This is a genomic window from Rhodococcus sp. D-6, assembly GCF_040256695.1.
Taxonomy (GTDB): Bacteria; Actinomycetota; Actinomycetes; order Mycobacteriales; family Mycobacteriaceae; genus Rhodococcus; species Rhodococcus pyridinivorans.
In genome coordinates, this window is sequence record NZ_CP132970.1 from 2,092,863 (window position 1) to 2,119,244 (window position 26,382).

General features: G+C 68.7%; 23 protein-coding genes and 1 riboswitch. Of the genes, 14 read left to right on the top strand and 9 right to left on the bottom strand.

Translation table 11 applies throughout. The annotated features are described in order from the left end of the window. Window positions 1-141: 141 nt before the first annotated feature. On the bottom strand, window positions 142-723 hold the full coding sequence (locus RBB84_RS09850) for a C40 family peptidase (RefSeq protein ID WP_024101293.1): 582 nt from the start codon (window positions 721-723) through the stop codon (window positions 142-144). 15 nt (window positions 724-738) lie between these two features. Beyond that, window positions 739-903: riboswitch (cyclic di-AMP (ydaO/yuaA leader) on the bottom strand. A 449-nt stretch (window positions 904-1,352) separates the two neighbouring features. Between RBB84_RS09850 and RBB84_RS09855 the strand changes: the two genes are divergently transcribed. Beyond that, entirely contained in the window at window positions 1,353-3,101 is a 1,749-nt protein-coding gene (locus tag RBB84_RS09855; RefSeq protein WP_033097588.1) for a DEDD exonuclease domain-containing protein, read from the top strand. A 32-nt stretch (window positions 3,102-3,133) separates the two neighbouring features. After that, window positions 3,134-3,409 carry an Lrp/AsnC ligand binding domain-containing protein gene (locus RBB84_RS09860; RefSeq protein WP_006550005.1) on the top strand — a complete coding sequence of 92 codons (276 nt, stop codon included), beginning with the start codon at window positions 3,134-3,136 and terminating at the stop codon, window positions 3,407-3,409. Between the two features lie 83 nt (window positions 3,410-3,492). On the opposite strand, the gene trpD is transcribed toward RBB84_RS09860, so the two are convergent. Continuing rightward, entirely contained in the window at window positions 3,493-4,572 is a 1,080-nt protein-coding gene (trpD, locus tag RBB84_RS09865; RefSeq protein ID WP_019289774.1) for an anthranilate phosphoribosyltransferase, read from the bottom strand. Between the two features lie 63 nt (window positions 4,573-4,635). Next, a complete protein-coding gene (locus tag RBB84_RS09870; RefSeq protein ID WP_006550007.1) occupies window positions 4,636-5,091 on the bottom strand; it encodes a hypothetical protein in 456 nt (151 codons plus the stop codon). 174 nt (window positions 5,092-5,265) lie between these two features. Between RBB84_RS09870 and RBB84_RS09875 the strand changes: the two genes are divergently transcribed. The 6 genes from RBB84_RS09875 to RBB84_RS09900 all read left to right on the top strand — a co-directional run bounded on the left by RBB84_RS09875 (window position 5,266) and on the right by RBB84_RS09900 (window position 11,460). Further along, complete coding sequence (locus RBB84_RS09875; protein WP_006550008.1) at window positions 5,266-5,880, top strand: heme-copper oxidase subunit III; 615 nt, start codon at window positions 5,266-5,268, stop codon at window positions 5,878-5,880. Window positions 5,881-5,980: 100 nt separating this feature from the next. Next, complete coding sequence (locus tag RBB84_RS09880; RefSeq protein ID WP_183079267.1) at window positions 5,981-6,817, top strand: cytochrome c; 837 nt, start codon at window positions 5,981-5,983, stop codon at window positions 6,815-6,817. Then, window positions 6,814-7,941: a ubiquinol-cytochrome c reductase iron-sulfur subunit gene (locus RBB84_RS09885; protein WP_006550010.1), complete on the top strand. Its 1,128-nt coding sequence runs from the start codon at window positions 6,814-6,816 to the stop codon at window positions 7,939-7,941. The genes RBB84_RS09880 and RBB84_RS09885 overlap by 4 nt, the downstream gene beginning before the upstream one ends. Next, a complete protein-coding gene (locus RBB84_RS09890) occupies window positions 7,938-9,599 on the top strand; it encodes a cytochrome bc complex cytochrome b subunit (RefSeq protein ID WP_024101297.1) in 1,662 nt (553 codons plus the stop codon). The genes RBB84_RS09885 and RBB84_RS09890 overlap by 4 nt, the downstream gene beginning before the upstream one ends. A 162-nt stretch (window positions 9,600-9,761) precedes the next feature. Further along, entirely contained in the window at window positions 9,762-10,445 is a 684-nt protein-coding gene (locus RBB84_RS09895) for a HEAT repeat domain-containing protein (RefSeq protein WP_052040080.1), read from the top strand. Between the two features lie 4 nt (window positions 10,446-10,449). Then, window positions 10,450-11,460 carry a HEAT repeat domain-containing protein gene (locus RBB84_RS09900; RefSeq protein ID WP_033097586.1) on the top strand — a complete coding sequence of 337 codons (1,011 nt, stop codon included), beginning with the start codon at window positions 10,450-10,452 and terminating at the stop codon, window positions 11,458-11,460. An 84-nt stretch (window positions 11,461-11,544) separates the two neighbouring features. Here RBB84_RS09900 and RBB84_RS09905 read toward each other — a convergent pair whose 3' ends face one another. Beyond that, window positions 11,545-11,961 (bottom strand): cytochrome c oxidase subunit 4, encoded by a 417-nt coding sequence (locus RBB84_RS09905; RefSeq protein WP_006554396.1) that lies wholly within the window; start codon window positions 11,959-11,961, stop codon window positions 11,545-11,547. A gap of 33 nt (window positions 11,962-11,994) precedes the next feature. Continuing rightward, the gene (locus RBB84_RS09910) at window positions 11,995-13,071 is read right to left on the bottom strand and encodes a cytochrome c oxidase subunit II (RefSeq protein ID WP_006554397.1); all 1,077 of its coding nucleotides are present in this window, start codon (window positions 13,069-13,071) and stop codon (window positions 11,995-11,997) included. Window positions 13,072-13,424: 353 nt separating this feature from the next. Here RBB84_RS09910 and asnB point away from each other — a divergent pair, with 353 nt between their 5' ends. Then, window positions 13,425-15,350 (top strand): asparagine synthase (glutamine-hydrolyzing), encoded by a 1,926-nt coding sequence (gene asnB, locus RBB84_RS09915; protein ID WP_006554398.1) that lies wholly within the window; start codon window positions 13,425-13,427, stop codon window positions 15,348-15,350. An 83-nt stretch (window positions 15,351-15,433) separates the two neighbouring features. On the opposite strand, the gene RBB84_RS09920 is transcribed toward asnB, so the two are convergent. Both RBB84_RS09920 and RBB84_RS09925 read right to left on the bottom strand, forming a co-directional pair. Next, window positions 15,434-16,408: a carbohydrate kinase family protein gene (locus tag RBB84_RS09920; RefSeq protein WP_033097585.1), complete on the bottom strand. Its 975-nt coding sequence runs from the start codon at window positions 16,406-16,408 to the stop codon at window positions 15,434-15,436. 134 nt (window positions 16,409-16,542) lie between these two features. Then, entirely contained in the window at window positions 16,543-16,893 is a 351-nt protein-coding gene (locus RBB84_RS09925) for an iron-sulfur cluster assembly accessory protein (protein WP_006554400.1), read from the bottom strand. A gap of 141 nt (window positions 16,894-17,034) precedes the next feature. Between RBB84_RS09925 and RBB84_RS09930 the strand changes: the two genes are divergently transcribed. The 3 genes from RBB84_RS09930 to RBB84_RS09940 all read left to right on the top strand — a co-directional run bounded on the left by RBB84_RS09930 (window position 17,035) and on the right by RBB84_RS09940 (window position 19,934). Next, window positions 17,035-17,709 carry a DUF3043 domain-containing protein gene (locus RBB84_RS09930; RefSeq protein ID WP_016693856.1) on the top strand — a complete coding sequence of 225 codons (675 nt, stop codon included), beginning with the start codon at window positions 17,035-17,037 and terminating at the stop codon, window positions 17,707-17,709. Between the two features lie 369 nt (window positions 17,710-18,078). Then, window positions 18,079-19,170: a nicotinate-nucleotide--dimethylbenzimidazole phosphoribosyltransferase gene (cobT, locus tag RBB84_RS09935; protein WP_033097584.1), complete on the top strand. Its 1,092-nt coding sequence runs from the start codon at window positions 18,079-18,081 to the stop codon at window positions 19,168-19,170. Continuing rightward, window positions 19,170-19,934 (top strand): adenosylcobinamide-GDP ribazoletransferase, encoded by a 765-nt coding sequence (locus RBB84_RS09940; RefSeq protein ID WP_033097583.1) that lies wholly within the window; start codon window positions 19,170-19,172, stop codon window positions 19,932-19,934. Before cobT ends, RBB84_RS09940 begins: the two co-directional genes overlap by 1 nt. A 74-nt stretch (window positions 19,935-20,008) precedes the next feature. On the opposite strand, the gene RBB84_RS09945 is transcribed toward RBB84_RS09940, so the two are convergent. Then, window positions 20,009-21,115 carry a branched-chain amino acid aminotransferase gene (locus RBB84_RS09945; protein ID WP_006554404.1) on the bottom strand — a complete coding sequence of 369 codons (1,107 nt, stop codon included), beginning with the start codon at window positions 21,113-21,115 and terminating at the stop codon, window positions 20,009-20,011. A 32-nt stretch (window positions 21,116-21,147) separates the two neighbouring features. Then, on the bottom strand, window positions 21,148-22,248 hold the full coding sequence (gene gcvT, locus RBB84_RS09950) for a glycine cleavage system aminomethyltransferase GcvT (protein ID WP_033097582.1): 1,101 nt from the start codon (window positions 22,246-22,248) through the stop codon (window positions 21,148-21,150). 155 nt (window positions 22,249-22,403) lie between these two features. Here gcvT and RBB84_RS09955 point away from each other — a divergent pair, with 155 nt between their 5' ends. Together RBB84_RS09955 and sucB are read left to right on the top strand one after the other, a co-directional pair. Next, on the top strand, window positions 22,404-23,915 hold the full coding sequence (locus RBB84_RS09955; RefSeq protein WP_033097581.1) for a leucyl aminopeptidase: 1,512 nt from the start codon (window positions 22,404-22,406) through the stop codon (window positions 23,913-23,915). 298 nt (window positions 23,916-24,213) lie between these two features. Continuing rightward, a complete protein-coding gene (sucB, locus tag RBB84_RS09960) occupies window positions 24,214-26,361 on the top strand; it encodes a 2-oxoglutarate dehydrogenase, E2 component, dihydrolipoamide succinyltransferase (RefSeq protein WP_084295047.1) in 2,148 nt (715 codons plus the stop codon). Window positions 26,362-26,382: the final 21 nt, after the last annotated feature.

The window sequence follows — 26,382 nt, forward strand, 5'->3', positions numbered from 1 at the left end:
GCAAGCAGTTCCTGCATCGGAAAGGACGTGCAGACACACGAGGAGGGTGGGTCCGGTACGTACCGGACCCACCCTCCTCGGGCAGTGCGTCGGCGCTGGAGCGGGGTGCTCAGCCGATCGGAAGCGACGGGCGCCGACCGATCAGAAGCGACGGGCGCCGTCGACGGGCATCGAGTTCAGCGGTGCGATCTTGACCGGCTGGCTCGAGGTGGAGGCGTGCACGATGTTGCCGCCGCCGATGTAGATGCCGGTGTGGCTGCCGCCGTAGAACGACACGACGTCCCCGGGCTGCAGAGCCGCGACGTCCACCGGGGCACCGGCGGAGGCCTGCTCGTAGCTGGTGCGCGGGACGCTCAGACCGGCCTGCTTGTAGGCCCACTGCACGAGACCCGAGCAGTCGAAGGAGCTCGGGCCGGCAGCGCCGTAGACGTAGGGGGCACCGATCTTCGACTGCGCGGCGTCGGCAGCGCGCTGGCCGACAGAGCTGAAGGGGGCGGTGAAGGAACCGGACTGAGGCGCGGGGGCGGCCTCGGGGGCCGGCGGAACGATGTTGGCGATCTCCGGCGGCACGGTCACACCGGCCGGGAGGTCGAACGTTCCGACACCGGGAATGTTGATCGGCTCGGCCATCGCCGGGCCGGCCGAGACGGTGACTGCTCCGAGAGCAATGGCACCGGCGACGAGTGCGCGCCGGACGGTGCGCGTGCTGTTGTTCGAAACCACGAGGGGACGTTCTCCGTTTCTTCCGTTCACCCGCCGACCGAGTTAGCTGACGGGTTCGGGCCGGAAGATCAGCCCTACCCCTCCCCGCGAGCAGCGGAGGGGATTCACCCCGAGTACTACGTGTGGGTCCCCGGCTCACCGCTCCCGCAGACGGGAGAAGCGATTAGGCGGTAACCGTGCGGCTCCGACCCGGGGGTGGGGCGGAAACTCTCCGCTCGGTCTCGAAAAGATTACGAAACGGCATCGGTGAAGTCGACCGCCTTGCCGGGCGACCCGACCTTCTCGGCCCACCCCTGGAGGAATGCCGTCGCGGGGCAACGGTCCGATAACGGCGCGGTAACGGCCACTGTCCGGCGCACCTCCGCTCGGGAGAGGCCCGGCGCCCGTTTCACCCGAGTTCCTTCCGGAAGAACCAGGTCAGGGCACGCTGACTCATCGACCGTCGACGAGGCGATGCGCCCGATTCGCCGGATTGTCGTTCCCGGAGGCCGATCGGTCTGTTCTCCGGCCTCCGTTTACCCTTCATCGAGCCGAAAAGAACGCAGTGTGATCCTCGTCTCCCCGTGCTCCGAACCCCGCTCCGAAGCCCGCTCGACGGCGTGTCGGTGACGCTTCCTAGGCTCTGCCGCATGACCTCGCCGCAACCATCCGCCCTCGGCGTGCAACTCGGTTTCGACGAGCTCGACACTCCGCTGCGCGAGACCACCTTCGTCGTCGTCGACCTCGAGACGACCGGCGGGAAGGCAGCCGAGGACGCCATCACAGAGATCGGCGCGGTGAAGATCCGCGGGGGCGAGGTGCTCGGCGAGTTCGCGACCCTCGTCGATCCGGGGCGACCCATCCCCCCGTACATCGTGCAGCTCACCGGCATCACCACCGCGATGGTCTATGCGGCGCCCAAGGTCGAGGAGGTGCTGCCCGCCTTCCTGGAATTCGCGTCCGGAGCGGTGCTCGTCGCACACAACGCCGGATTCGACGTCGGCTTCCTCGAGGCGGCCACGGCGCAGTGCGAACTCGCGTGGCCCCGCTTCCAGGTGCTGTGCACCGTCAAGCTGGCCCGCCGCGTCCTCGGACGCGACGAAGCGCCGTCGGTGAAGCTGTCCGCGCTGGCCGAACTGTTCCGGGTCTCCACCGTGCCCACCCACCGCGCCCTGGACGACGCACGCGCCACCGTGGACGTCCTGCACGCCCTCATCGAACGGGTCGGCAACCAGGGCGTCCACAGCCTCACCGAACTGCGCGACTATATGCCGGTGGTCACCGCCGAGCAGAGGGCCAAACGCGCACTCGCCGCGCATCTGCCGCGCAAACCGGGTGTCTACATGTTCCGCGGCCCGTCGGACGAGGTGCTGTACGTCGGCACGGCGGTCGACCTGCACCGGCGTGTCCGTACCTATTTCACGGGCTCCGAGACGCGACCGCGGTTGCGCGAGATGGTCGCGCTCACCACACGCATCGATCACGTCGAATGCGCCCACGGGCTCGAGGCCGGCGTCCGCGAACTCCGGTTGATCGCGGCCCACACCCCTCCCTACAACCGCCGGTCGAAATATCCGATGCGCGGTTGGTGGATCATCCTCACCGACGAGGCGTTCCCGCGCCTCGCCGTGAGCCGCACCCCCGGACCCGACTCGGTCGGCCCGTTCTCGGTGCGCGCCGACGCCGCGGATGTCGCGGCACTGCTCGCGGAGATGTGCGGTCTGCGCACGTGCACGCGCAGGATCGGCCGTACGGCCCGCCACGGCGACCGCTGCCCGCCCGTCGCGGTCGGGGGCTGCGCCGCAGCCGCCTTCGGGGTCCAGGACGCCTCCGCCTACGCAGCCCAGGTCGAGCGTGCGCGCGCGGTCGTCCGCGGAACCGCCGACGACGCCGTCGAATCGGCGCAGCAGCGACTCGACGCCCTCGTGCGCGACCAGCTGTTCGAGAACGCCGCCCGCCTCCGCGACCGCCTCGCCGCCGCCCTCGTCGCGCTGCGGCGCACGCAACGCCTCGCGGCGCTGGCGGCCGTCGACGAACTCGTCGCCGCGCGACCGCGGGCCGAGGGCGGGTGGGAGTTCGCCGTCGTGCGCGCCGGTCGTCTCGCGTCCGCCGGAGTGGCACCGCGCGGTGTGCGCCCGATGCCCGTCGTCGAGGCGATCGTCGCCGCGGCCGAGACGGTGCGGCCGTCACCCGGCCCGCTCCGGGGCGCGTCCCCGGAGGAGATCGGTCTGGTCGCACGTTGGCTCGACGGCGAGGGCATCCGCATCGTCCGGGCGAGCGAGGGCTGGTGCGAACCGACACGGGGTGCGGGCCGGTGGAGCACGTGGGCCGAGCTCGCCCGCGACGCCCGCGCGGTCCGCAGGCTCCTCTCCGCCGACGACCCGCACCGCTTAGGCTGATGCAATCCCCGAGGAAGGTTGAAGGAGACCCCATGATCAACGCGATCGTCCTGATCGATGCCGAGGCGAACCGTATCCCCGAGACCGCGCAAGCGGTGGCCGACCTCGACGGTGTCGACACGGTGTACTCCTGCGCGGGCGACGTCGACCTCGTGGCCGTGGTCCGGGTCCGCGACCACGAGAAGATCGCGGAGGTCGTCACCCGGGGCATCAACAAGATCGACGGCGTGACGAAGACCGTCACCCACATCGCATTCCAGTCGTACTCGAGCGCCGACGTCGAGGCCGGTTTCTCGATCGGGAACTGACACCCCGCAGCACCACCGACGACCGCCGGGCCCGCACCGATGCAGTGCGGGCCCGTCGTTCGTGTGTCCTTATTCTTCTCCGGTCATTTGTGTCCGGAACCGGCACCCAGCCGCGTGGTGACCTCGGCCCACTGCTCCAGGACGGCCGTGGCCCGGCCGCTGTCGATCGCCTCTGCCGCCGTCTCGAGCCCGGCCGTGAGGGCATCCTCGAGAACGCCGTCGACGCCCCGGAAAGCCGCGATTGCCCCGGCGGCGTTGAGGAGCACGGCATCGCGCACCGGCCCTGTCTCCCCCGCCAGCATCGCCCGCGCGATCGCCGCGTTCTCCGTGGCGTCGCCTCCGCGGAGTGCCTCGAGCGGAACCCGTTCGATACCGAGATCGCGCGGATCGAGCGTCACGACCCGGACCTCGCCGCCGTGGACGACGTGCACGCGCGAGGTCGTGGAGGTGGTCAGTTCGTCGAGACCGTCGTCGCCTCGGACGACGAGCGCCGAATTGCCGCGCTGCGCGAGCACACCGGCGACGGTCGGGACGAGCGGTTCGAAGGCGCACCCGATCAGGCCGGCGCTCGGGCGGGCCGGATTGGTGAGCGGGCCGAGGACGTTGAAGACCGTCGGGATGCCGATCTGCTTGCGCGGTGCGGCCGCGAAACGCAGCGCCGGGTGGTAGACCGGCGCGAAGCAGAATCCGATCCCGGCCTCGGCGACCGAGCGGGCCACCTCGTCGGGTCCGAGATCGATGTGCACTCCGAGCGCTTCGAGCACGTCGGCGCCGCCGCTCTTGGACGAGGCGGCGCGGTTGCCGTGTTTGACCACGCGAATACCCGCTGCGGCGACGACCAGCGAGGCCATCGTGGAGATGTTGACGGTGTTCGCCCGGTCGCCACCGGTGCCCACGACGTCGACCACGTCACCGTCGACCGGGACCAACCGGGCGTAGTCGAGCATCGTGTCGGCGAGTGCCCGCACCTCCTCGGGTGTCTCGCCCTTCATCTTCAGAGCGACACCGAAGGCCGCGATCTGAGCGGGAGTGGCGTTGTCGGAGAAGATCTCGCTCATCGCCCATCGCGCCTCCGCGGCGGACAGGTTCTGCCCGGCCGTGAGCACTCCCAGGACGGAGGGCCAGTTCTGCGTCACCTCGTCCGCGTCTCGCGTCGCGTTCATCGCACCTGCCCTCGCCGCATCTCGCTCCTCACCGGGCACCGGCGTGCCCTCCGACCGGTCAGCTTAGCCAGCGGAATCCTGCGGTTGCAGAGCGTCCCATCCCAGGGCCGTTCCACCGAGCCGCTGGGCAAGCGAGGCCATGCGCGACTTCTCCTGCGCACAGTGCAGTGCATCGAGGACCTGCACGCGCTGCAGGATCACCGAGGCGCCCGCGACGGCCGCGGCTGGGACGTTCCCGTCGCCGGTCCCGGCCACGACGTAGCCGTCCTGCCCGGCCAGTTCCGCCGCCCGGTCCACCCTGTCGGCGGGCAGGGCGAGGTGGTGCCGCAGAACCGCCTCGTCCTCGGCCTGCCACACAGGTGTCGCCTCGGCGGCACGCTCGAGCGCCGTCGAACACGCCTCCGCGTCGTCGAAGGACGAGACGACCACGACCAGGTCGGGCCGGTTCGCGTCGAGCGGTTCGCTGCGCCGACCGATCAGGGACCGCAGCCACCCCCGAACACCCTTTCCGGTACTCATGTCACCACGATCGCACGTGACCTCCGCGACCCTCCGAAATGTCCCGTGTGACACCCCACCGAGCACCCGCCACCGAGTGCCCACCTGGAGAAATACAGGTCCGGGACCTGCACGGACGCGCCGATTTCGGCCCCGATTGCCCAAGACGTACTACGACGGGTCATACTAGCCAGCGTGACGAGCGCAGTAGGGACTTCAGGATCTGCAATCACACAGCGCGTGCACTCGTTGAACCGGCCCAACCTGGTCAGCGTCGGCACCATCGTGTGGTTGTCCAGTGAGCTCATGTTTTTCGCAGGGCTCTTCGCCATGTACTTCGTGGCACGGGCACAGGCCCCGGAGGGCATGTGGCCGCCCCCGCCCACCCACTTGAACCTGTGGTTGGCGGTACCGATCACCATGGTGCTGATCGCTTCTTCCTTCACCTGCCAGCTGGGCGTCTTCGCCGCCGAGCGCGGCGACGTCTTCGGCCTGCGACGGTGGTACATCATCACCCTCGGCATGGGCACCTTCTTCGTGCTCGGTCAGGGCTACGAGTACATCACCCTGGTGAAGGACGGCACGACCATCCCCGGCAGCGTGTACGGCTCGGTGTTCTACATGACCACCGGTTTCCACGGCCTGCACGTCATCGGCGGCCTCATCGCATTCGTGTTCCTGCTGTTCCGCACGAAGGTCAGCAAGTTCACGCCTGCGCAGGCCACTGCGGCCATCGTCGTTTCGTATTACTGGCACTTCGTCGACATCGTTTGGATCGCGCTGTTTGCCACGATTTATTTCATCCGTTAGCCAGCTGAACGCCCAGGCAGCCCCCTGACGTCCAGTCCGTCCCGACATAAAAAAAGGGATACAGATGAGTTCATCCCCACCTCTCGCCTCCGAGGGTGACATGCCCGGTCGATCCTCTGCAGCCGATGCTGCGAAGTCCCGCCGCCAGCGCAAGATGCGCCGGCGCGTCACCGGAGCGTTGGTCCTTGCGCTCGGTCTCCTCAGCGCAGGCTTCATCGCCTCCGCACTGACACCTGCCCCGCAGGTGGCTACAGCGCAGGACGACCAGAGCGCTCTGATCCGCGAGGGTCAGCAGCTCTACGAGACCTCCTGCGTGACCTGCCACGGTGTCAATCTTCAGGGCGTCCAGGACCGCGGTCCCAGCCTCATCGGTGTCGGCGAGGCCGCCGTCTACTTCCAGGTCTCCTCGGGCCGCATGCCGATGATGCGCAACGAGGCCCAGGCCCTCCGCAAGGACCCGAAGTTCGACGCTGCGCAGACCGACGCGCTCGGCGCGTACATCCAGGCCAACGGTGGAGGCCCGACGGTCATCCGCGACGAGAACGGCGAGATCGCCCAGTCGTCACTGCGCGGCAACGACATCGGACGCGGTTCGGAGCTCTTCCGCCAGAACTGCGCGTCCTGCCACAACTTCACCGGACGCGGCGGCGCGCTCTCGTCCGGCAAGTTCGCACCGAACCTGGATCCGGCCAACGAGCAGCAGATCTACACCGCGATGCTCACCGGCCCCCAGAACATGCCGAAGTTCTCCGATCGTCAGCTGACGGTCGAGGAGAAGAAGGACATCATCGCGTACATCAAGTCCGCCAGTGAGACGAGAGACCCGGGTGGCTACGGGCTCGGCGGCTTCGGCCCCGGTGCCGAAGGGCCGACCATGTGGGTCGTCGGCATGGTCGCCGTCGTCGGCGCTGCACTGTGGATCGGAGCAAGGTCATGAGTGGCGGCGAAACGCCGAACAAGCACACGGTCGAAGATCTCGACCGGATGAGCCGGGACGATCTCGTCACGCTCGGCACGAACCTCGACGGCGTCGACGTCGCGTTCCGCAAGGATCGCTGGCCCGTCGAAGGCACGCGTGCCGAGAAGCGGGCCGAGCGCAACGTCGCTTTCTGGTTCGCCCTCGCGGGCATCGCGGGTGTCGCGTTCATCGCGATCTACCTGTTCTGGCCATGGGAGTACCAGGGCATCGGCGACGAGAACTACGGCTGGTACAGCCTCTACACCCCGATGCTCGGACTGACCCTGGGTCTGTCCATCCTCGGCATCGGCGTGGGCGCGGTGCAGTTCACCAAGAAGTTCATCCCCGAGGAGGTGTCGATCCAGGATCGGCACGACGGCGGCTCGCCCGAGGTCGATCGCAAGACGATCGTCGCCGAGCTCTCCGACTCGCTCGAGACGTCCACCCTGCCGCGCCGTAAGCTGATCAAGCGCACCGCGATCTTCGGTGGTGGCGCGCTCGGCCTCGGTCTGATCATGCCGCTCGGCGGCCTGATCAAGAATCCGTGGGCCGAGGGTGACCAGTCGTCGCTGTGGGTGTCGGGCTGGACTCCGCGCTACCCCGGCGAGACCATCTACCTGCGTCGCGACACCGGCCGCCCCCAGGACATCGTCCTGGTGCGCCCGGAGGACCTCGACGCCGGCGGTATGGAGACGGTGTTCCCGTTCCGCGAGTCCGATCGCGGTGACGACCACGCTCTGCTGCAGAGCCTGCGCGGCATCCGCAACGCCGTCATGCTCATCCGCCTGCGCACCGAGGACACCGAGCGTGTCGTCAAGCGCAAGGGCCAGGAGAGCTTCAACTACGGCGACTACTTCGCGTACTCGAAGATCTGCACGCACCTCGGCTGCCCGACCTCGCTCTACGAGCAGCAGACGCACCGCATCCTGTGCCCGTGCCACCAGTCGCAGTTCGATGCGCTGGAGTACGGCAAGCCGATTTTCGGTCCCGCTGCTCGCGCACTGCCGCAGCTTCCGATTACAGTGAACGAAGAGGGCTTCCTGGTCGCCAACGGTGACTTCATCGAGGCACTCGGCCCGGCATTCTGGGAGCGTCGCCCGTGAGTACTGCAACCCCGTCCCGCGCCGCACAGATCGGCGAGAATCTCGATTCTCGCTACCACCTGTCCGCGGGCATCCGCCGCCAGATCAACAAGGTGTTCCCCACCCACTGGTCCTTCCTCCTGGGTGAGATCGCGCTCTACAGCTTCGTCATCCTGTTGATCTCGGGTATCTTCCTCACCCTGTTCTTCGACCCCTCGATGGCGCACGTCATCTACGAGGGCGTCTACACGCCGCTGCGCGGTGTGGGTATGTCCCGCGCCTACGAGACGACCCTGAACCTCTCCTTCGAGGTCCGCGGTGGTCTGTTCGTGCGACAGATCCACCACTGGGCAGCACTGATGTTCGCAGCGTCGATCGTCGTCCACCTGCTGCGCGTGTTCTTCACCGGTGCGTTCCGGCGTCCGCGTGAGGCCAACTGGGTGATCGGCTCGCTGCTGCTCATCCTGGCGATGTTCGAAGGCTTCTTCGGTTACTCCCTCCCCGACGACCTGCTCTCGGGCACCGGCCTCCGCGCCGCGTTCTCGGGCATCACGCTCTCGATCCCGATCATCGGTTCGTGGATGCACTGGGCGATCTTCGGTGGCGACTTCCCGGGTGAGCTGATCATCCCGCGCTTCTACGTCCTGCACGTGCTGCTCGTCCCGGGCATCATCCTGGCCCTGATCGCCGCGCACCTCGCGCTGGTCTGGTACCAGAAGCACACGCAGTTCCCCGGCCCCGGCCGCACGGAGCAGAACGTCGTCGGCGTTCGTATCCTCCCGGTCTTCGCCGTCAAGTCGGGTGCTTTCTTCGCGATGACCTTCGCGGTGCTCGCCCTGATGTCCGGCCTGCTGCAGATCAACCCGGTCTGGAACATCGGCCCGTACAACCCGTCGCAGGTGTCCGCCGGCTCGCAGCCCGACATCTACATGATGTGGACGGACGGCATGGCCCGTATCTGGCCCGCCTGGGAGCTGTACCTGTTCGGCCGGTACACGATCCCGCAGCCGTTCTGGATCGCGCTGATCATGGGCCTGGTGTTCGTCGTGCTCACGGTCTACCCGTGGATCGAGAAGAAGTTCACGAAGGACGACGCACACCACAACCTGCTGCAGCGTCCGCGCGACGTGCCGGTCCGCACCGGCATCGGGTTCATGGCCCTGGCGTTCTACGCCGTCGCCACGATCATGTGTGTCAACGACATCATCGCGTACAAGTTCGACATCTCGATCAACGCGACGACCTGGATGGGCCGCATCGGTCTCGTCCTGCTCCCGCCGCTCGCCTACTACATCGCGTACCGGTTCTGCCTGGGTCTGCAGCGCAGCGACCGTCAGGTGCTCGAGCACGGCATCGAGACGGGCATCGTCCGTCGCCTGCCGACCGGCGAGTACATCGAGATCCACCAGCCGCTCGGCCCGGTGGACGAGCACGGCCACCCGATTCCGCTGGAGTACCAGGCCGCCCCGGTTCCGAAGCGGATGAACAAGCTCGGCACCGCCGGCAAGCCCGGCTCCGGCAGCTGGTGGAGCCCGGACCCGGCCGACGAGGCCGCCGCTCTCGAGGCCGCCCACCACGAGGCCGAGCTCGAGCTGCGGAACACGCTCCGCGAGTACCAGGAGCGCGTCCACGGCAACGGAGACGGCGCAGCCCAGCTGCCCGACAAGTCGCAGCACTGATCCGCATCAGCGGCTCGTAACGGGGCCCCGGACCATCACGGTCCGGGGCCCCGTTCGTCATTCGGGGGTTCTCCCATCCCCCACCGGATATCGTCCGGAGCGTACGTCTTGACCTTGACACTGTGACAAGCGCTCGAATGGGTCGTGAAGGAGGTGCCTCCCATGCGCACACATCAGGACCCGTCCACCCGCCTCGTCGAGGCCCTGTCCACCCGCCTCGTCGAGGCCCTGTCCGCCGACGACGCCTCCGTGCGTCTGCGCGCCGCACTCGAGTCGGGTACCGCACCCGATCCCGAAACGGTGACCGCTCTCGTCGACCGGTGCGCGGTGGAGCCGGACTTCTTCGTCCGCGACATGCTGACCTGGGCGCTGTGCCGTCTGCCGGCCGGGGTGACCGTGCCGCGTCTGCTCGCCGAGCTCGGTTCGGATGTCTCACAGGCACGCAGTCAGGCCCTGCACACGTTGTCGAAGATCGGCGATCCCGTCGCATGGCCGAAGGTTTCGGGGATGCTCCACGACGAGCACGACGAGGTGGCACGCAGCGCGTGGCGCGCGGCGGTCGCTCTCGTGCCACCGGGCTCGGAAAGCGGCCTCGCTGCGGCTCTCGGCGCCGAACTGGGCCGCGGCGACCGCGACCTACAACTGAGCCTCGGTCGCGCTCTCGCGGCACTCGACGAGGCCGCGGCGCCGGTCCTGGACACGGCGATGAACAGCCCCGACCCGCGCGTCCGCGCTCACGCGGAGGCCACCGAACGGATCCGCGTCGACCCCGACAGCGCGTTCGTCCTCTCTGTGGAGTCGGCGAAACGCGTCGCCGCACTCGGCGCGGACGGTATCCGGGAGTGAGCCGGTGCTGATCGGTGAGGTCTCGCGGCGCTCCGGTGTCAGCAGCCGCATGCTGCGGCACTACGACCGCCTGGGGCTGGTGACGCCGACTGGCCGTACCTCGGGCGGCTACCGCGAGTACACCGAGGACGACCTCAGGAGGCTCTTCCACGTGGAGAGCCTCCGGAGTCTCGGCCTGTCGCTGAACGAGGTCGGACGTGCGCTGGGGGAACCGGATTTCGCTCCGGCGGATCTGGTGCAGGAGCTGATCCGGCACACGCGCGGACGGATCGCCGCCGAGACCGAACTCCTCGCTCGTCTCGAAGGCGTCGACTCGGCCTCCCCCAGCGGTTGGGACGACGTCCTGCGCCTCGTCGCGCTGTTGCGCGCGTTCGAATCCGATTCCGGCTCCCGCCGCCAGCAGGCGATCCTGTCCCAGGACGAGGACACGACGCTGCCGGTCGCAGCGCTGGTCCGGGCGGCGCTGTCGGAGGAGGATCCGTTCGTCGCCGGCGCGCTGCGCTGGTCGCTCGCCCGAGCAGCGGACGCATTCGACGCTGCGCTGCCGGCACTCGCGGAGGGCCTTCACTCCGACGAGGTGCCGGTGCGGCGACGGGCGATCGCGACACTCGCGGAACTCCGTGTGCCCGAATCGACGAGGCTCCTGGAGGGGGCCCTCGACGACACCGATCCCAAAGCACGTTCCACGGCGGCTCTGACGCTCGGGGCGCGAGGGGTGGACGTGGCCGTCCCCGTGCTCGTAGAGATGATCGTGGAGGGCCGGTCGGACGTCGAGGCCGCCGAGGTACTCGGCCTGCTCGCAGATCGGCCGCTGTCGTCCGCCGAGATCGTGCGGTTGCTGCAGCACGCGCTCGGCGGCTCGGACGATGCCGGTGTCCGGCTACGTCTCACGCAGGCACTCGCGGAGATCCCCGGGTCGGCCGCCGACGACGCGCTCGAGGCTCTGACCGACGATCCGAATCGTACGGTTGCAGCGACCGCGAGGGTCGTCCTCACCACGCGTCGGGCTCCCTGAAGAACTGAACCTCGAGAACGACGACGGAAACGACGCAGGCGCCGCACCCGAAGGTGCGGCGCCCGTGTGGTCGAGGGTACCGGCTCAGTGCTTCTCGGGTCCGATGTGGTACTCGAACACCAGGCCGGCTGCTGCCGCGATGATGAGCGCGACCGCGAGGACGATCATCCACGGCTGGTAGAAGGCCAGTGCGATGGCGGCGAACGCTGCTGCGCCGGCGAGCAGGATCGGCCAATAGCTACCCGCACTGAAGAAACCGAGGTCGCCCGCACCGTCGCTGATCTCGGCGTCCTCGTAGTCCTCGGGACGGGTGTCGAGACGACGAGCAACGAAGCGGAAGTACGTTCCGACGATCAGGGTCAGACCGGCGGAGAGGACGATGGCCGTGAGGCCGGCCCATTCGATGCCCTTGTCCGAGAGCCCGGTGAACACGCCGTACACGATGGCGACGAGCACGAAGAACACCGTCACGACCTCGAAGAGCTTGGCTTCGATCTTCATATCAGCACTTGTCCTTGTCGGAGGGGGTGGCCGTCACTCGCCTGCGGCGACGGTCGCCGACCGATCCGTGCGGTCGGTCTTGAACGGAGTCGTCGAGGTCGCGATCGGGCTCTGGCCGATGGCTTCGAGCGCACGAGCGTTCGACAGGCCTTCGCCGCCGTCCTCGACCGGCTTGCGGAGCTCGATGTACCGGGCGAAGTCCTCCGGGCTGACCGCGCGGACCTCGAAGTTCATCATCGCGTGGTAGGTGCCGCACATCTCGGCGCAGCGGCCGACGAACGCGCCCTCACGCTCGATCTCGGAGATCTGGAAGACCGGATCGGAGTTGTTCTCACGCGGGTTCGGGTTCACGTCGCGCTTGAACAGGAACTCCGGCACCCAGAAGGCGTGGATGACGTCGGAGGACGCCAGCTGGAACTCGATGCGCTTCCCGGTGGGAAGAACGAGCACCGGAATCTCTTCGCTGGTGCCGATCGTCTCGATCTTGTCGTAGTGCAGGTAGGACAGGTCCTCGGCGGGCTTGCCGTGGATCGCTCCCGGAGCCTCGTGCTCCTCACCCGATTCACCGTGCGCGGTGGACGGGTCGAACGGCTCCTGTGCAACTGCCGCCTCGGCGACCTCGTCGATACCGTTGTAAGGGGCCGTGCCGTCCTGCAGATCGATCGTCCGGTAGCCGAACTTCCAGTTCCACTGGAACGCCGTCACGTCGACCACGACGTTCGGGTTGTCTTCCTTCTCCAGGACGTAGTTCTGCACCACGACCGTGAAGTAGAAGAGGACACACACGGCGACGAACGGCGCCGCGGTGTAAGCCAGCTCGAGCGGCACGTTGTATGCCGTCTGACGCGGGAACTCCGGATCGTCCTTCCGACGCCGGTAGGCAATGATCACCCAGAAGGTGAGTGCCCACACGAGAATTCCCATGACGAGGGCGGCGACAACCGACCACGTCCACAGTTCACGCATACGCTCGGCCTGAGGAGTGATGCCCTCCGGCCAGCCGAAACGAAGGATTTCTTCGCTCGAGCACCCGGTCAGCACCAAGGCTGCAATGCCGAGTGATGCTGCGAGCCCGAACCGCCGAAGGATCCGACCTTGCGCCACGTTCACGCCTTCCTGATCGCCGCAATTCCACTAGGGCACACCCGGAGGGCCGGCCCAATTACTACGCAGCGTAGACCAAACCCGGGCGCTATCCATCGCCGGGGCACGAAGAAAGTGTCGGACTGGGCGTTTCGACCGGAAGACCCGGCTCGTGACGTCGGTTTTCTCCTGTCGGGCGAGTGATCGTCAGTGGCGTCCGGGCGCGGCTGCCCGATGTCGACCGTCTGCGGCATACTTCGGTAGAACCAACGCCGGACCCCGAGTGGTAGTTCCCGGTGTCATGCGCGGTGCGGTGTCCCGCGCTGGGCACCCACCGGGGTTCTTCGCGACACCCCCGACCGGAATGAGGTAACCCACGCGTGTGCGGATTGCTCGGGTTTCTGACCACTGACGGCACCAGCGACGACGCCGTCGCGAAGGTGGACTCCGCGATGCACTGCCTGCGCCATCGCGGCCCCGACGAGCACGGCACCTGGCACGACGCCGACCTCGTCTTCGGATTCAACCGGTTGTCGATCATCGACATCGCGCACTCGCACCAGCCGCTGCGCTGGGGCCCGCCGGAGCAGCCCGACCGCTACGCGCTGACCTTCAACGGTGAGATCTACAACTATCTCGAACTGCGCAAGGAGCTCACCGAGACGTTCGGTACCTCCTTCGCGACCGAGGGCGACAGCGAGGCGATCGTCGCGGCCTACCACCACTGGGGAGTGCGCGCGGTCCAGCGCCTGCGGGGTATGTTCGCCTTCGCGATCTGGGACACGCACACCCGCGAGCTGTTCGTCGCCCGCGACCCGTTCGGCATCAAGCCGCTGTTCCTCGCGACCGGCACCGGCGGTACCGCCTTCGGCAGCGAGAAGAAGAGTCTGCTGGAGCTCGCCGACGTGATCGGCATCGACACCGAGCTCGATCCTCGTGCGATCGAGCACTACACGGTGCTGCAGTACGTTCCCGAGCCCGAGACGCTGCACCGGCGGATCCGCCGCCTCGAGTCGGGCTGCTACGCGCGTATCACGCCCGGCGCCGAGCCGGAGATCACGCGATACTTCCATCCCACCTTCCCGGTCCGGCCGTTCGCGGCGGGCCGCGAACAGGATCGTTACCGCGAGATCGCCGAGGCCCTCGAGGACTCGGTGGCCAAGCACATGCGCGCCGACGTGACCGTCGGGTCGTTCCTCTCGGGTGGCATCGATTCGACGGCCATCGCCGCGCTGGCGATGCGCCACAACCCGAAGCTCATCACCTTCACCGCGGGTTTCGAGCGGGAGGGTTACTCCGAGGTCGACGTCGCCGCAGAGTCGGCGGCCGCGATCGGTGCCCGGCACGTGGTGCGGGTGGTCTCCCCCAGCGAGTTCGCCGCGGCTATCCCCGAGATCATCTGGTACCTCGACGACCCTGTGGCCGACCCGGCGCTCGTGCCGCTGTGGTTCATCGCCCGGGAGGCCCGCAAGCACGTCAAGGTCGTGCTGTCGGGTGAGGGCGCCGACGAGCTGTTCGGCGGTTACACGATCTACCGCGAGCCGCTGTCGCTGCGTCCGTTCGAGTTCCTGCCGCCGGCGCTGCGCCGGGCTGCCGGGAAGCTCTCGGAGCGCATCCCCGAGGGCACCCGAGGCAAGAGCCTGCTGCACCGTGGCTCGATGACGCTCGAGGAGCGCTACTACGGCAACGCCCGCAGCTTCAACGACGCGCAGCTGCGCTCGGTGCTGCGCGACTTCCGTCCGGAATGGACGCACCAGGACGTCACCGCCCCGATCTACGCGCAGTCTGCCGGCTGGGATCCGGTGGCACGGATGCAGCATCTCGACCTGTTCACGTGGCTGCGCGGCGACATCCTCGTCAAGGCCGACAAGATGACGATGGCCAACTCGCTCGAGCTGCGCGTGCCGTTCCTGGACTCCGAGGTGTTCCGGGTGGCGTCGCAGGTTCCGCTGGACCAGAAGATCACGAAACAGACGACGAAGTATGCGCTGCGGCAGGCGCTGGAGGGCATCGTCCCGCCACACGTGCTGCACCGCGCGAAGCTGGGCTTCCCGGTGCCGCTGCGGCACTGGCTGGCCGGCACGGAGCTGTTCGACTGGGCGCACGAGGTGATCGCCGAGTCGCAGACCGATCACCTGCTCGACAAGGGCGCGGTGGCGAAGATGCTCGACGAGCACCGGACCGGCCCGATCGATCACAGCCGTCGTCTGTGGACGGTGCTGTGCTTCATGGTCTGGCACGGCATCTTCGTGGAGAAGCGCATCGTGCCGCAGATCCAGGAGCCGGCCTACCCGGTCGAGATCTGATCACCCGACCCGTACGCGACGGCCGCGAACATCCCCGGGGATGTTCGCGGCCGTCGCGTTTCCAGGATCGGGTGTTCCGCCGCTCAGGCGCCGAGAATCGCGCCGATCTCGTCGGCGGCGGCGGTGCCGTAGGCGTCGGCGAGACGCTTGAGGGCGTCGGTGCGGTCGAAGTTCCACTCCTGCGTGCCGGTGGTCTCGAGGACGTGCACCGCGACCAGCGAGCCCAGCTGCGCGGCCCGTTCGATGCTCAGACCGGAGCGGTGTCCGAGCAGGAAGCCGGCGCGGAAGGCGTCGCCCACACCGGTGGGGTCGACCTTTGCGCGCTCGGGCACCACACCGACCTGCACCTGGTTGCCGTCGCGGTCGACGATCGTCGCGCCGTCACCGCCGAGGGTGGTGATGCGCATGCCGACCTTCGTCTGCACCTCGTCCTCGGTGAGACCGGTCTTCTGCAGCAGCAGTCCCCACTCGTACTCGTTGGTGAACAGGTACTCGGCGCCGTCGATGAGCTGCTCGGCCTGCTGCCCGTCCAGGCGGGCGAGCTGCTGGGACGGGTCGGCGACGAACGGGACGCCGAGCCGGCGGCACTCCTCGGTGTGCCGGATCATCGCGTCGGGATCGTTGGCGCCGACGAGCACGAGGTCGACGCTGTGCTTGCTCACCACGTCGGCGATGGAGATCTCGCGGGCCTCGGACATCGCACCGGGGTAGAACGAGGCGATCTGCGCCATGTCCAGGTCGGTAGTGCACACGAAGCGGGCGGTGTGGGCGGTCTGCGAGATCCGCACCGACGAGCAGTCGACCCCGTGGTCCTCGAGCCAGGTGCGGTACTCGGTGAAGTCGGCGCCGACGGCGCCGACGAGCACCGGCGTTCCGCCCAGGACACCCATCGCGAAGGCGATGTTGCCGCCCACTCCGCCGCGCCGGACGACGAGGTCGTCGACGAGGAAGCTCAGGGAGATGTGCGCGAGCTGGTCGGCGAGCAGCTGCTCGGCGAACCGGCCGGGAAAGCGCATGAGGTGGTCGGTGGCGATGGAGCCGGTCACGGCGATAGTCACGTGGCTGAGCCTTTCCGCGGATGTCGATGGTGTGGCTGCTCACACGGAGAGCCGGAGCGGTCCCACGGTACTACCGCGGAAACGACGGAACCCCGGCGCCGTGAAGCGCCGGGGTTCCGAGGTGCGTTCTCGGTTCAGTTGAACGAGTCGCCGCAGGCGCACGACCCCGTGGCATTCGGGTTGTCGATGGTGAAGCCCTGCTTCTCGATGGTGTCGACGAAGTCGATCGACGCACCCTCGACGTACGGCGCGCTCATCCGGTCGACGGCGAGCGTCACACCGGCGAATTCTTTCGTGAGGTCGCCGTCCAGCGTGCGGTCGTCGAAGAACAGCTGGTACCGCAGACCGGCACAGCCTCCGGGCTGCACGGCGATACGCAGTGCGAGGTCGTCGCGGCCCTCCTGATCGAGCAGTGCCTTCGCCTTCGCAGCGGCGGCCTCGGTCAGGATGACGCCGTGAGTATCGGTCTCTTGCTGCACAGTCATGGGCGCTCCCTGTCGTTCGTGTCGAAACCCGATGGTTCAACGGTACCGCGCCGGAATCTATTCCTCGTGGACGAGTTGCGCCGAGCGTGGTATGGCGTGCGGAATTTCCCGCTTCTCTCCACTATCCCATAGCCTGGTGGTGTGAAGTTGCTACGCCGCGGTGGTTCCGACGACTCCGCCGATCACCAGGTTCCTGCGACCGAGGACTCCCCGGCCGCGACTCCCGACGATTCCGCGTCCGCGAAGGCGACGACCGGTAAGGGGCGTCCGACGCCCAAACGGCGCGACGCCGAGAACCGTCGTCGCGGTCCCGTCGCCCCCGCTCCCCTGACTGCGAAGGAAGCCCGCGAGCGCCGCAAGGCCGCGCGCAAGTCGCAGAGCAAGGAGGAGCGCAAGGCGGCCGCCGCGCAGCGTCGCGCCGACGCGTCCGAGCGTCGCAACCGGATGCTCGCGGGCGAGGAGAAGTACCTGCTCCCCCGCGACCGCGGCCCAGTGCGCGCCTACGTGCGCGACATCGTCGACAGCCGGCGCAATCTCGTCGGCCTGTTCATGCCGCTCGCGCTCGTGCTCATCATGTCGATGTTCCTCGGGCCGGTGGTGCAGCAGTACGTCACGCTCGCGATGTTCGTGATGATGTTCCTGATGATCATCGAGGGCATCTATCTCGGGCGAATGGTCAACAAGAAGGTGCGCGAGCGCTTCCCCGATTCGACCGACGGTGGCTTCGGCCTCGGCTGGTACGCCTTCGTGCGCGCCTCCCAGATCAAGAAGCTGCGTGCACCGCTCCCCCGGGTCGGCCCGGGGGACGCCGTCTGACCTCCCGGCGACCTCAGTTGTGAGGCGCCCCGCACACCACCGGCGGTAGCTCCGGATCTCGGCCGCGGCCTGCACGTCCTGCGACATGCGGTGCCGCGGCCGAGTCGTCCGTGCGGGGCGCTCCCAGTGGAGTCGCCAGGGCGCGCGCCGGACCCAGGCCGGCGCGGTAGCGGTCCGCCGGCGGAGCACCTCGAGACCGATGACCAGGGTGGACAGGACCAGGACGGTGACTGTGAGTTCGATCATGTCTCGATCCTCCGACCGAATCCGATCGCCGAGAAGTGGCAGTGATGACGCATAGCATCGGATTTCTGCCAGAGCGGGCGGTTGATAGCGTTCTCGCGTGAAGATCCGTCCGAGAGGTGACCTGTGACCAGCGGTTCCGATTCCCCCGCCGACGTCGAGTTCCCGCGCGTCGACCCACCCGATCTCGAAGCACGCGTCGCCGCCGAGGAACGCCAGCGGGATCTGACGAAACCCGCCCGCTCACTCGGACGGCTCGAGGAACTCGGGTGCTGGGTCGCCGCCTGTCAGGGCGAGGTCCCGCCCCATCCCTTCCGCCGACCGCGGGTCGTGGTCTTCGCAGGTGACCACGGCGTCGCGCGCAACGGGGTCTCGGCCTATCCGCCGGAGGTCACCGCGCAAATGGTGGCGAACCTGTCCGCGGGTGGCGCCGCCGTGAACGTGCTCGCCGCCGCCGCGGGCGCAGGAGTGCGGGTCGTCGACATGGCAGTCGAGAGCGACACCTCCCCCGAGGTGTCCGAGCTCAAGATCCGTCACTCGAGCGGCAGCATCGACCGCGAGGACGCGCTCACGCACGACGAGACGGTCCGCGCGATCGAGGCCGGCCGTGCGCTCGCCGACCGCGAGGTCGACGAAGGCGCCGATCTCCTCGTCGCGGGCGATATGGGGATCGGGAACACCACTCCTGCAACCGTTCTCATCGCCATCCTCACCTCCACCGAACCCGTGGCCGCGGTCGGCCGCGGCACCGGCGTCGACGACGCGGGGTGGATGCGCAAGGTCACCGCGATCCGCGACGCCATGTGGCGGGCGCGGCCCCACGTACGCAATCCCGTCGCCCTGCTGCGCACCGCCGGTGGCGCGGACTTCGCTGCGATGGCGGGATTCCTCGCGCAGGCCGCGGTCCGCCGGACGCCGGTGATCCTCGACGGCGTCGTCGTCACCGCTGCTGCGATGGTCGCCGAGGAACTCGCACCCGGCGCGGCACGCTGGTGGGTGTCCGGTCACCGGTCGGCCGAACCCGCCCATACCATCGCGCTGCGTCATCTCCGGCTCGAACCGATCGTCGACCTCGGTATGCGCCTCGGCGAGGGATCGGGAGCCGTGACGGCGCTGCCGGTGCTGCAAGGTGCGGTCGCGATTCTCGCGCAGATGGCCACCTTCTCCGAAGCGGGCGTGAGCACCCGCGACGAGAGCGCCCCGGCAAACGCCGACTGATGATCCGCGCCTGGCTCGGCGGGGTCGCGCTGGCCCTGTCGTGGTTGACGGTCCTGCCCGCGCGAGGCCCGACGGAGATCGACCGGACGGTCGCCGGACGTGCGATCTCCGTGGCGCCGATCGCCGGTGCCGTACTCGCCGCCGCGGCCACCGCCGTCTGCCTGATCGGTTCCGCCGTCGGGACGCCACCACTGGTGACGGGCCTGGTGTGTGTCGGGGTGCTGGCGGTCGGCACCCGCGGAATGCACGTCGACGGCCTGAGTGACACCGCCGACGGTCTCGGCTGCTACGGCCCGCCCGAGCGGGCGCGCGAGGTGATGCACAGCGGCGGCGCGGGTCCCTTCGGTGTGGCGGCGCTCGTCGTCGTCCTCGGTCTGCAGGCCGCCTCGTTCGGTGCGCTCGTCGACACCGACGCGTGGGGGGCGGTCGGGTTCGCGGTCTTCTCCGGACGTGTGGCCGTGGTCGTCGCGTGCCGGCGCGGTGTCCCGGCAGCGCCCGGCAGCGGCTTCGGCTCGCTCGTGGCGGGGACGCAGGGTGTCGTGCCGATCACGGTGTGGACGGTGGCCGCGGTGGCACTGTCGCTCGTGTGCCTGCCCGGTCCGCTCTGGGCGGGACCGCTCGTCGTCACGGTGGTGCTGGTCGCCTCGGTGCTTTTCGCCCGTCACTGCGTCGCGCGCTTCGGCGGCATGAACGGCGACGTGCTCGGCGCGGTCACCGAGGGCACGGTCTCTGCCGTCGCGGTGGCTGCGGCGGCCTTGCTCTAGATCGCACTGCGTCCGGAAACGACGAAGGGGTGCTGCCGGAAATCCGGCAACATCCCTTCGCGTTCGTGGCTACGTCACTTGCGCAGCGTCGTCATCCATCCGTGGGTGTCGGCGAAGGTACCGCGCTGGATGCCGGTCAGGGTGTCGCGCAGGGCCATCGTGATGGGGCCGGGCTCGCCGTCGGCGATGGTGAACTCGCCGTCCTTGTCCTTGACGCTGCCGACCGGCGTGATGACCGCGGCGGTACCGCACGCGAACACCTCGGTGATCTCACCGCTGCCGGCCTTCTCGCGCCACTCGTCGGTGCTGATGCGTCGCTCCTCGACCGAGAGACCGGAGTCCTTGGCGAGGGTGAGCAGCGAGTCGCGGGTGATGCCGGGGAGCAGCGAGCCGGACAGCTCCGGGGTGACCAGACGCGCGTCGGCACCGGACCCGTACACGAAGTACAGGTTCATGCCGCCCATCTCCTCGACGTACTTGCGCTCGATCGCGTCGAGCCAGACCACCTGGTCGCAGCCCTGCTCGGCAGCGTGCGCCTGCGCGACGAGCGAAGCCGCGTAGTTGCCGGCGAACTTCGCGGCGCCCGTGCCGCCCGGGGAGGCGCGCACGTACTCGCGGGAGAGCCACACGTTGACCGGCTTCACGCCGCGCGGGAAGTAGGCACCCGCCGGGGACGCGATGACGAGGAACTTGTACTCCTTCGCGGGCCGCACGCCGAGAGCCGGCTCGGTCGCGAAGGCGAAGGGACGCAGGTAGAGCGAATCCTCGCCGCCGGCGGCGGGAACCCACTCGTTGTCGACCTCGACCAGCTCGGTGATCGCCTTCACGAACAGCTCCGGCGGCAGGTACGGCATCGCGAGCCGCTCCGCGGACCGGTTCATGCGCGCGGCATTGGCGGTCACGCGGAACGACGCGATGCTGCCGTCGGCCTGCCGGTAGGCCTTGAGACCCTCGAAGATCGCCTGCCCGTAGTGCAGGACCATCGCGGCCGGGTCCAGGGATATCGGGGTGTACGGCTCGACTTTCGCGTCGTGCCAACCGATCCCGCCGGTGTAAGTGATCGACACCATGTGATCGGTGAAGTACTGCCCGAAACCGGGATTCGACAGAACCTCCTGGCGCCGCTCCGCAGAGCTCGGTGAAGGATGCTGGACGCGGGCGAATTCGAGGACACCTGTCATGGAGGACAATGGTACAACCGCCTGCAGAAGCCCTATCTGGTGTGGTCCTCGACGAACGGCGGAGCCACCACTTCGGCGCGCAGCGACCGTCCGCGCACGTCCACGCTCACTTCGTCGCCCGGTTCGAGTCCGGCGGCGGTGTCGAGGAGTGCGAGGGCGATGCCGATCTTGAGGGTCGGCGAGAAGGTGCCCGAGGTGGTCCGCCCTACCTCGTCACCGTCGCGACGCACGGTCAGGTCCTGACGCAGGACGCCGCGGTCGAGCGCCCGCAGGCCCCACAGTTTCCGTGCCGGGCCCGCCTCCTTCTCGCGGACCAGCGCGTCGCGACCCCAGAACTGCGGCTTCTTCCAGCCCACGGCCCAGCCGACCCGCGCTTCGAGCGGCGAGATGTCGACGGACAGCTCGTGCCCGTGCAGCGCGTAGCCCATCTCGGTGCGCAAGGTGTCGCGGGCGCCGAGACCGGCGGCCTGACCGCCCTGTGCGCGGACGGCGTCGAGCAGCGCGCGGAAGACACCTTCGGCGTCGTCCCAGCGCGGCAGCACCTCGTAGCCCCGTTCGCCGGTGTAGCCGCTGCGGCACACGCGCACCGGAGCACCCTCGTACTCGGCGTCGGCGAAGCCCATGTAGGCGATGTCGGTGGGCAGGCCGAGCGCCTCGAGGACCTCGACGGCCTTCGGCCCCTGGACGGCGAACACCGCGTGGTCGCGATGCTGGTTCGTCACTGTGACGCCGGCCGGTGCCGCGGCGGTCAGCGCCTCGACGACCGCTGCGGTGTTGGCCGCGTTCGGAACGAGGAAGAGCTCGTCGTCGGAGACGTGGTAGACGATCAGGTCGTCGACGACACCGCCGTTCTCGGTGCAGCACAGGGTGTACTGCGCCTTGCCGGGACCGATGCGGGTGAGGTCGTTGCTGAGCGTGGTGTTCAGGAACTGGGCGGCATCCGGTCCGGCGACGAGTGCCTTGCCCAGGTGGCTGACGTCGAACAGTCCCACGTTCTCGCGCACGGCCGTGTGCTCGGCGACCGTCCCTGCGTAGGAGACCGGCATCTCCCAGCCGCCGAACGGAGCGAAGGTCGCACCGAGTTCGACGTGCACGGTGTGGATGGGGCCCTGCTTCAGTTCCTCGTCGCTCATGGCGTACGACGCTATCCCACCGCCACCGTGTCCGACAGCGACGCCGGGCGTCGTTGTCATTAGGGTCGATTACATCGAGGCGATTCCCCTCGCACCGAACGACGCCGCAAGAGAACGACTCGCTCGTTCCCGACCAAGCTCCAAGGAGATGCCCTGTGAGTGCACCCACTCCCGATCTTCCCGAACTCGTTCTCGCCGGTTCGGTTTCCAAACGAGCCGATGTCCTGGTGATCGGCGTGACCTCCGCCGACGGCACCCCCGAGATCCTCGCGGGCGACGCCCCGATCGACGAAGCGGTTCTCGGCGAACTGCTCGACTCCCTGGTCGCCGTGGGCGCGAAAGGCCGCGGCGAGGAGCTCACCCGCGTGCCGGCGCCTGCCTCCCTGCCCGTGACGAGCGTGCTCGCCGTCGGTCTCGGCGACGCCGACAAGATCGACGCCGAGCAGATCCGCCGCTCCGCCGGGGTCGCGGCACGCGCACTGACAGGTGTGGAGACGGTCGCGACCACACTGTCCGCCGTCGACCTCGGTGCCGCGGCGGAAGGTTTCGCGCTCGGCGCCTACACCTACACCGAGTTCCGGTCGGAGAAGTCCGCACCCAAGAAGGACGCGCAGGCGGTCGCGCGGGTGGAACTGCTCGTGCCTTCGACCCGCGACCGCGCGGCGAAGGCGGCGCTCTCCCGCTCCGTCGCGATCGCCGAGGCCGTCGCGACGGCCCGGAACTTCGTGAACACCCCGCCGAGCCACCTGTTCCCGGCAGAGTTCGCCGAGCGCGCGAAGGCACTCGGCGAGGCCGCCGGTCTGAAGGTCGAGATCCTCGACGAGAAGGTGCTCGAGAAGAAGGGCTTCGGCGGCATCGTCGGCGTCGGCAAGGGCTCGTCGCGTCCCCCGCGTCTCGTGCGCCTGTCCTACTCGTCGAAGAAGCGCAAGGCCCCGAAGGTCGCGCTCGTGGGCAAGGGCATCACCTTCGACACCGGCGGCATCTCCATCAAGCCCGCCGCCGGCATGGAGGCGATGACCTCCGACATGGCCGGCGCCGCCGCGGTCGTCGCGACCGTCGTGCTCGCCGCGAAGCTCGGTGTCGCCGCCGACGTCACCGCGACCGTGCCGATGGCCGAGAACATGCCGTCGTCGACCGCGCAGCGTCCGGGCGACGTGCTGACCCAGTACGGTGGAACCACCGTCGAGGTCATCAACACCGACGCCGAGGGTCGCCTGATCCTCGCCGACGCCATCGTGCGCGCATGCGAGGACGATCCCGACTACCTCATCGACACCGCGACCCTCACCGGCGCACAGATGGTCGCCCTCGGCACCCGGACGCCGGGCGTCATGGGTCACGACGAGTTCCGCGACCGCGTGGCCGCTCTGTCCCAGGAGGTCGGTGAGAACGGCTGGGCGATGCCCTTCCCGAAGGAACTGCGCGGTGATCTCGAGTCCCGCGTGGCCGACCTCGCGAACGTCTCCCCCCACCGGTGGGGCGGCATGCTCACGGCCGGCATCTTCCTGAAGGAGTTCGTCGCCGAGGGTGTGCAGTGGGCGCACATCGACGTCGCCGGCCCGGCCTTCAACACCGGCGGACCGTTCGGTTACGTCGGCAAGGGCGGCACCGGCGTGCCCGTGCGCACCATGCTCGCCGTGATCGAGGACATCGCCGCCAACGGATGATCTTCCACACCGGTCCTCTCCCCGCCTGGCCCCGCCCGGGGCGAGGGAGAGGACCGGTGTGATCGGTAACAGCGGAACCCCGGTGTGAGGTGATCCGCCCCTCCCCGAACATCACCGAAAGATAGGTGCAAGGATGGGAGGGGCCATGCCCCGCCGGTATCGGCCCGACCGAACACGTGAACCAGCAGGCACGGGGTTCCTGGCCCGCGCACAATGGTCAACGACCACACAATGGTCGGCGACCACGAGTCGGTACAACTCAACACACACGAACACAACCGTCGAGGAGTCAACAGACATGGCCTTCTCCGTCCAGATGCCAGCGCTTGGTGAGAGCGTCACCGAGGGAACTGTCACGCGATGGCTCAAGCAGGAAGGAGACACGGTCGAAGTCGACGAGCCCTTGCTCGAAGTCTCCACGGACAAGGTCGACACCGAGATCCCGTCGCCTGCAGCCGGCGTGCTGGTCAAGATCGTCGCCCAGGAGGATGACACGGTCGAGATCGGTGGCGAACTGGCGGTGATCGGTGACGCCGGTGAGGAAGCCGGCGAAGATTCCGCACCCGCCGCCGAAAAGGCACCGGCCGAAGAGGCTCCCGCGGAGGAGCCCGCCGCGGAGTCCGCCCCCGCGCAGCCCGCATCCTCGGGTGGTAGCGGCGAGGGCACCCCGGTCACCATGCCGGCACTGGGCGAGTCGGTCACCGAGGGCACCGTCACCCGCTGGCTCAAGGCCGTCGGCGACGAGGTCGCCGTGGACGAACCGCTCCTCGAGGTCTCCACCGACAAGGTCGACACCGAGATCCCCTCCCCGGTCGCCGGCATCCTCACCGAGATCACCGCTCAGGAGGACGAGACCGTCGAGGTCGGCGGACAGCTCGCCGTCATCGGCAGCGAGGCCCCGGCCCAGCAGTCCGCTCCCGCCGAGCAGTCCGCTCCCGCCGAGCAGTCCGCCCCGGCCGAGGAGTCGGCGCCGGCCGTCGAGCCCACCACCGAGCCGTCCGAGGAGGCCGCTCCGGCTCCGTCCGCCCCCGCGCAGCCCGCATCCTCGGGTGGTAGCGGCGAGGGCACCCCGGTCACCATGCCGGCACTGGGCGAGTCGGTCACCGAAGGCACCGTCACCCGCTGGCTCAAGGCCGTCGGCGACGAGGTCGCCGTGGACGAACCGCTCCTCGAGGTCTCCACCGACAAGGTCGACACCGAGATCCCCTCCCCGGTCGCCGGCATCCTCACCGAGATCACCGCTCAGGAGGACGAGACCGTCGAGGTCGGCGGACAGCTCGCCGTCATCGGCAGCGAAGCCCCGGCCCAGCAGTCCGCTCCCGCCGAGGAGAAGCCCGCGCCGAAGCAGGAGGTTCCGAAGCAGGAGACTCCGAAGCCCGCCGAGCAGAAGCCCGCCGCACAGCAGCAGGCCCCGAAGGTCGAGCAGGCCACCCCGGCTCCCGCACCGAAGCCGGTCGGGACCGCGGCGACGACCCCGAAGCCCGCGCCTCAGGAGGAGTCCACCCCGAGCGGTGCGACCCCGTACGTCACCCCGCTCGTGCGCAAGCTCGCCTCGCAGCACGGCGTCGACCTGTCGACGGTGAAGGGCACCGGTGTCGGTGGCCGCATCCGCAAGCAGGACGTCCTCGCTGCCGCCGAGGGTGGCAAGGCAGCCGGTGGCGAGCAGCAGAAGTCGGCCGCTCCGGCGAGTCCGGCTCCGGGTGTGCGCCCCGAGCTCGCCAAGCTGCGCGGAACGACCCAGAAGATCAACCGCATCCGCCAGATCACGGCGAAGAAGACCCTCGAGTCGCTGCAGACCACCGCGCAGCTCACCCAGACCTTCGAGGTCGACGTCACCAAGATCGCCCAGCTGCGGGCCCAGGCGAAGAAGGCGTTCTCCGAGCGCGAGAGCGTCAACCTCACCTTCCTGCCGTTCTTCGCCAAGGCTGTCGTCGAGGCGCTGCGCGCGCACCCGAACGTCAACGCCTCCTTCGACGACAGCAAGAAGGAGATCACCTACCACGCGGCCGAGCACCTCGGCATCGCGGTGGACACCGAGCAGGGCCTGCTCTCCCCGGTGATCCACAACGCCGGCGACCTGTCGCTGGCCGAGCTCGCCCGCGCGATCGCCGACATCGCCGAGCGTGCCCGCAAGGGTGGTCTCAAGCCCGACGAGCTGGCCGGTGGCACCTTCACCATCACCAACATCGGTAGCCAGGGCGCGTTGTTCGACACCCCGATCCTCGTGCCGCCGCAGGCCGCGATGCTCGGAACCGGCGCCATCGTCAAGCGTCCGGTCGTGGTGATCGACGAGACCGGCAACGAGTCCATCGGCGTCCGCTCGATGTGCTACCTGCCGCTTACCTACGATCACCGCCTGATCGACGGTGCCGACGCGGGCCGCTTCCTCAAGACGATCAAGCATCGTCTCGAGGAGGGCGCGTTCGAGTCCGATCTGGGACTGTAGGTTTCCGGATCCGGACTATCC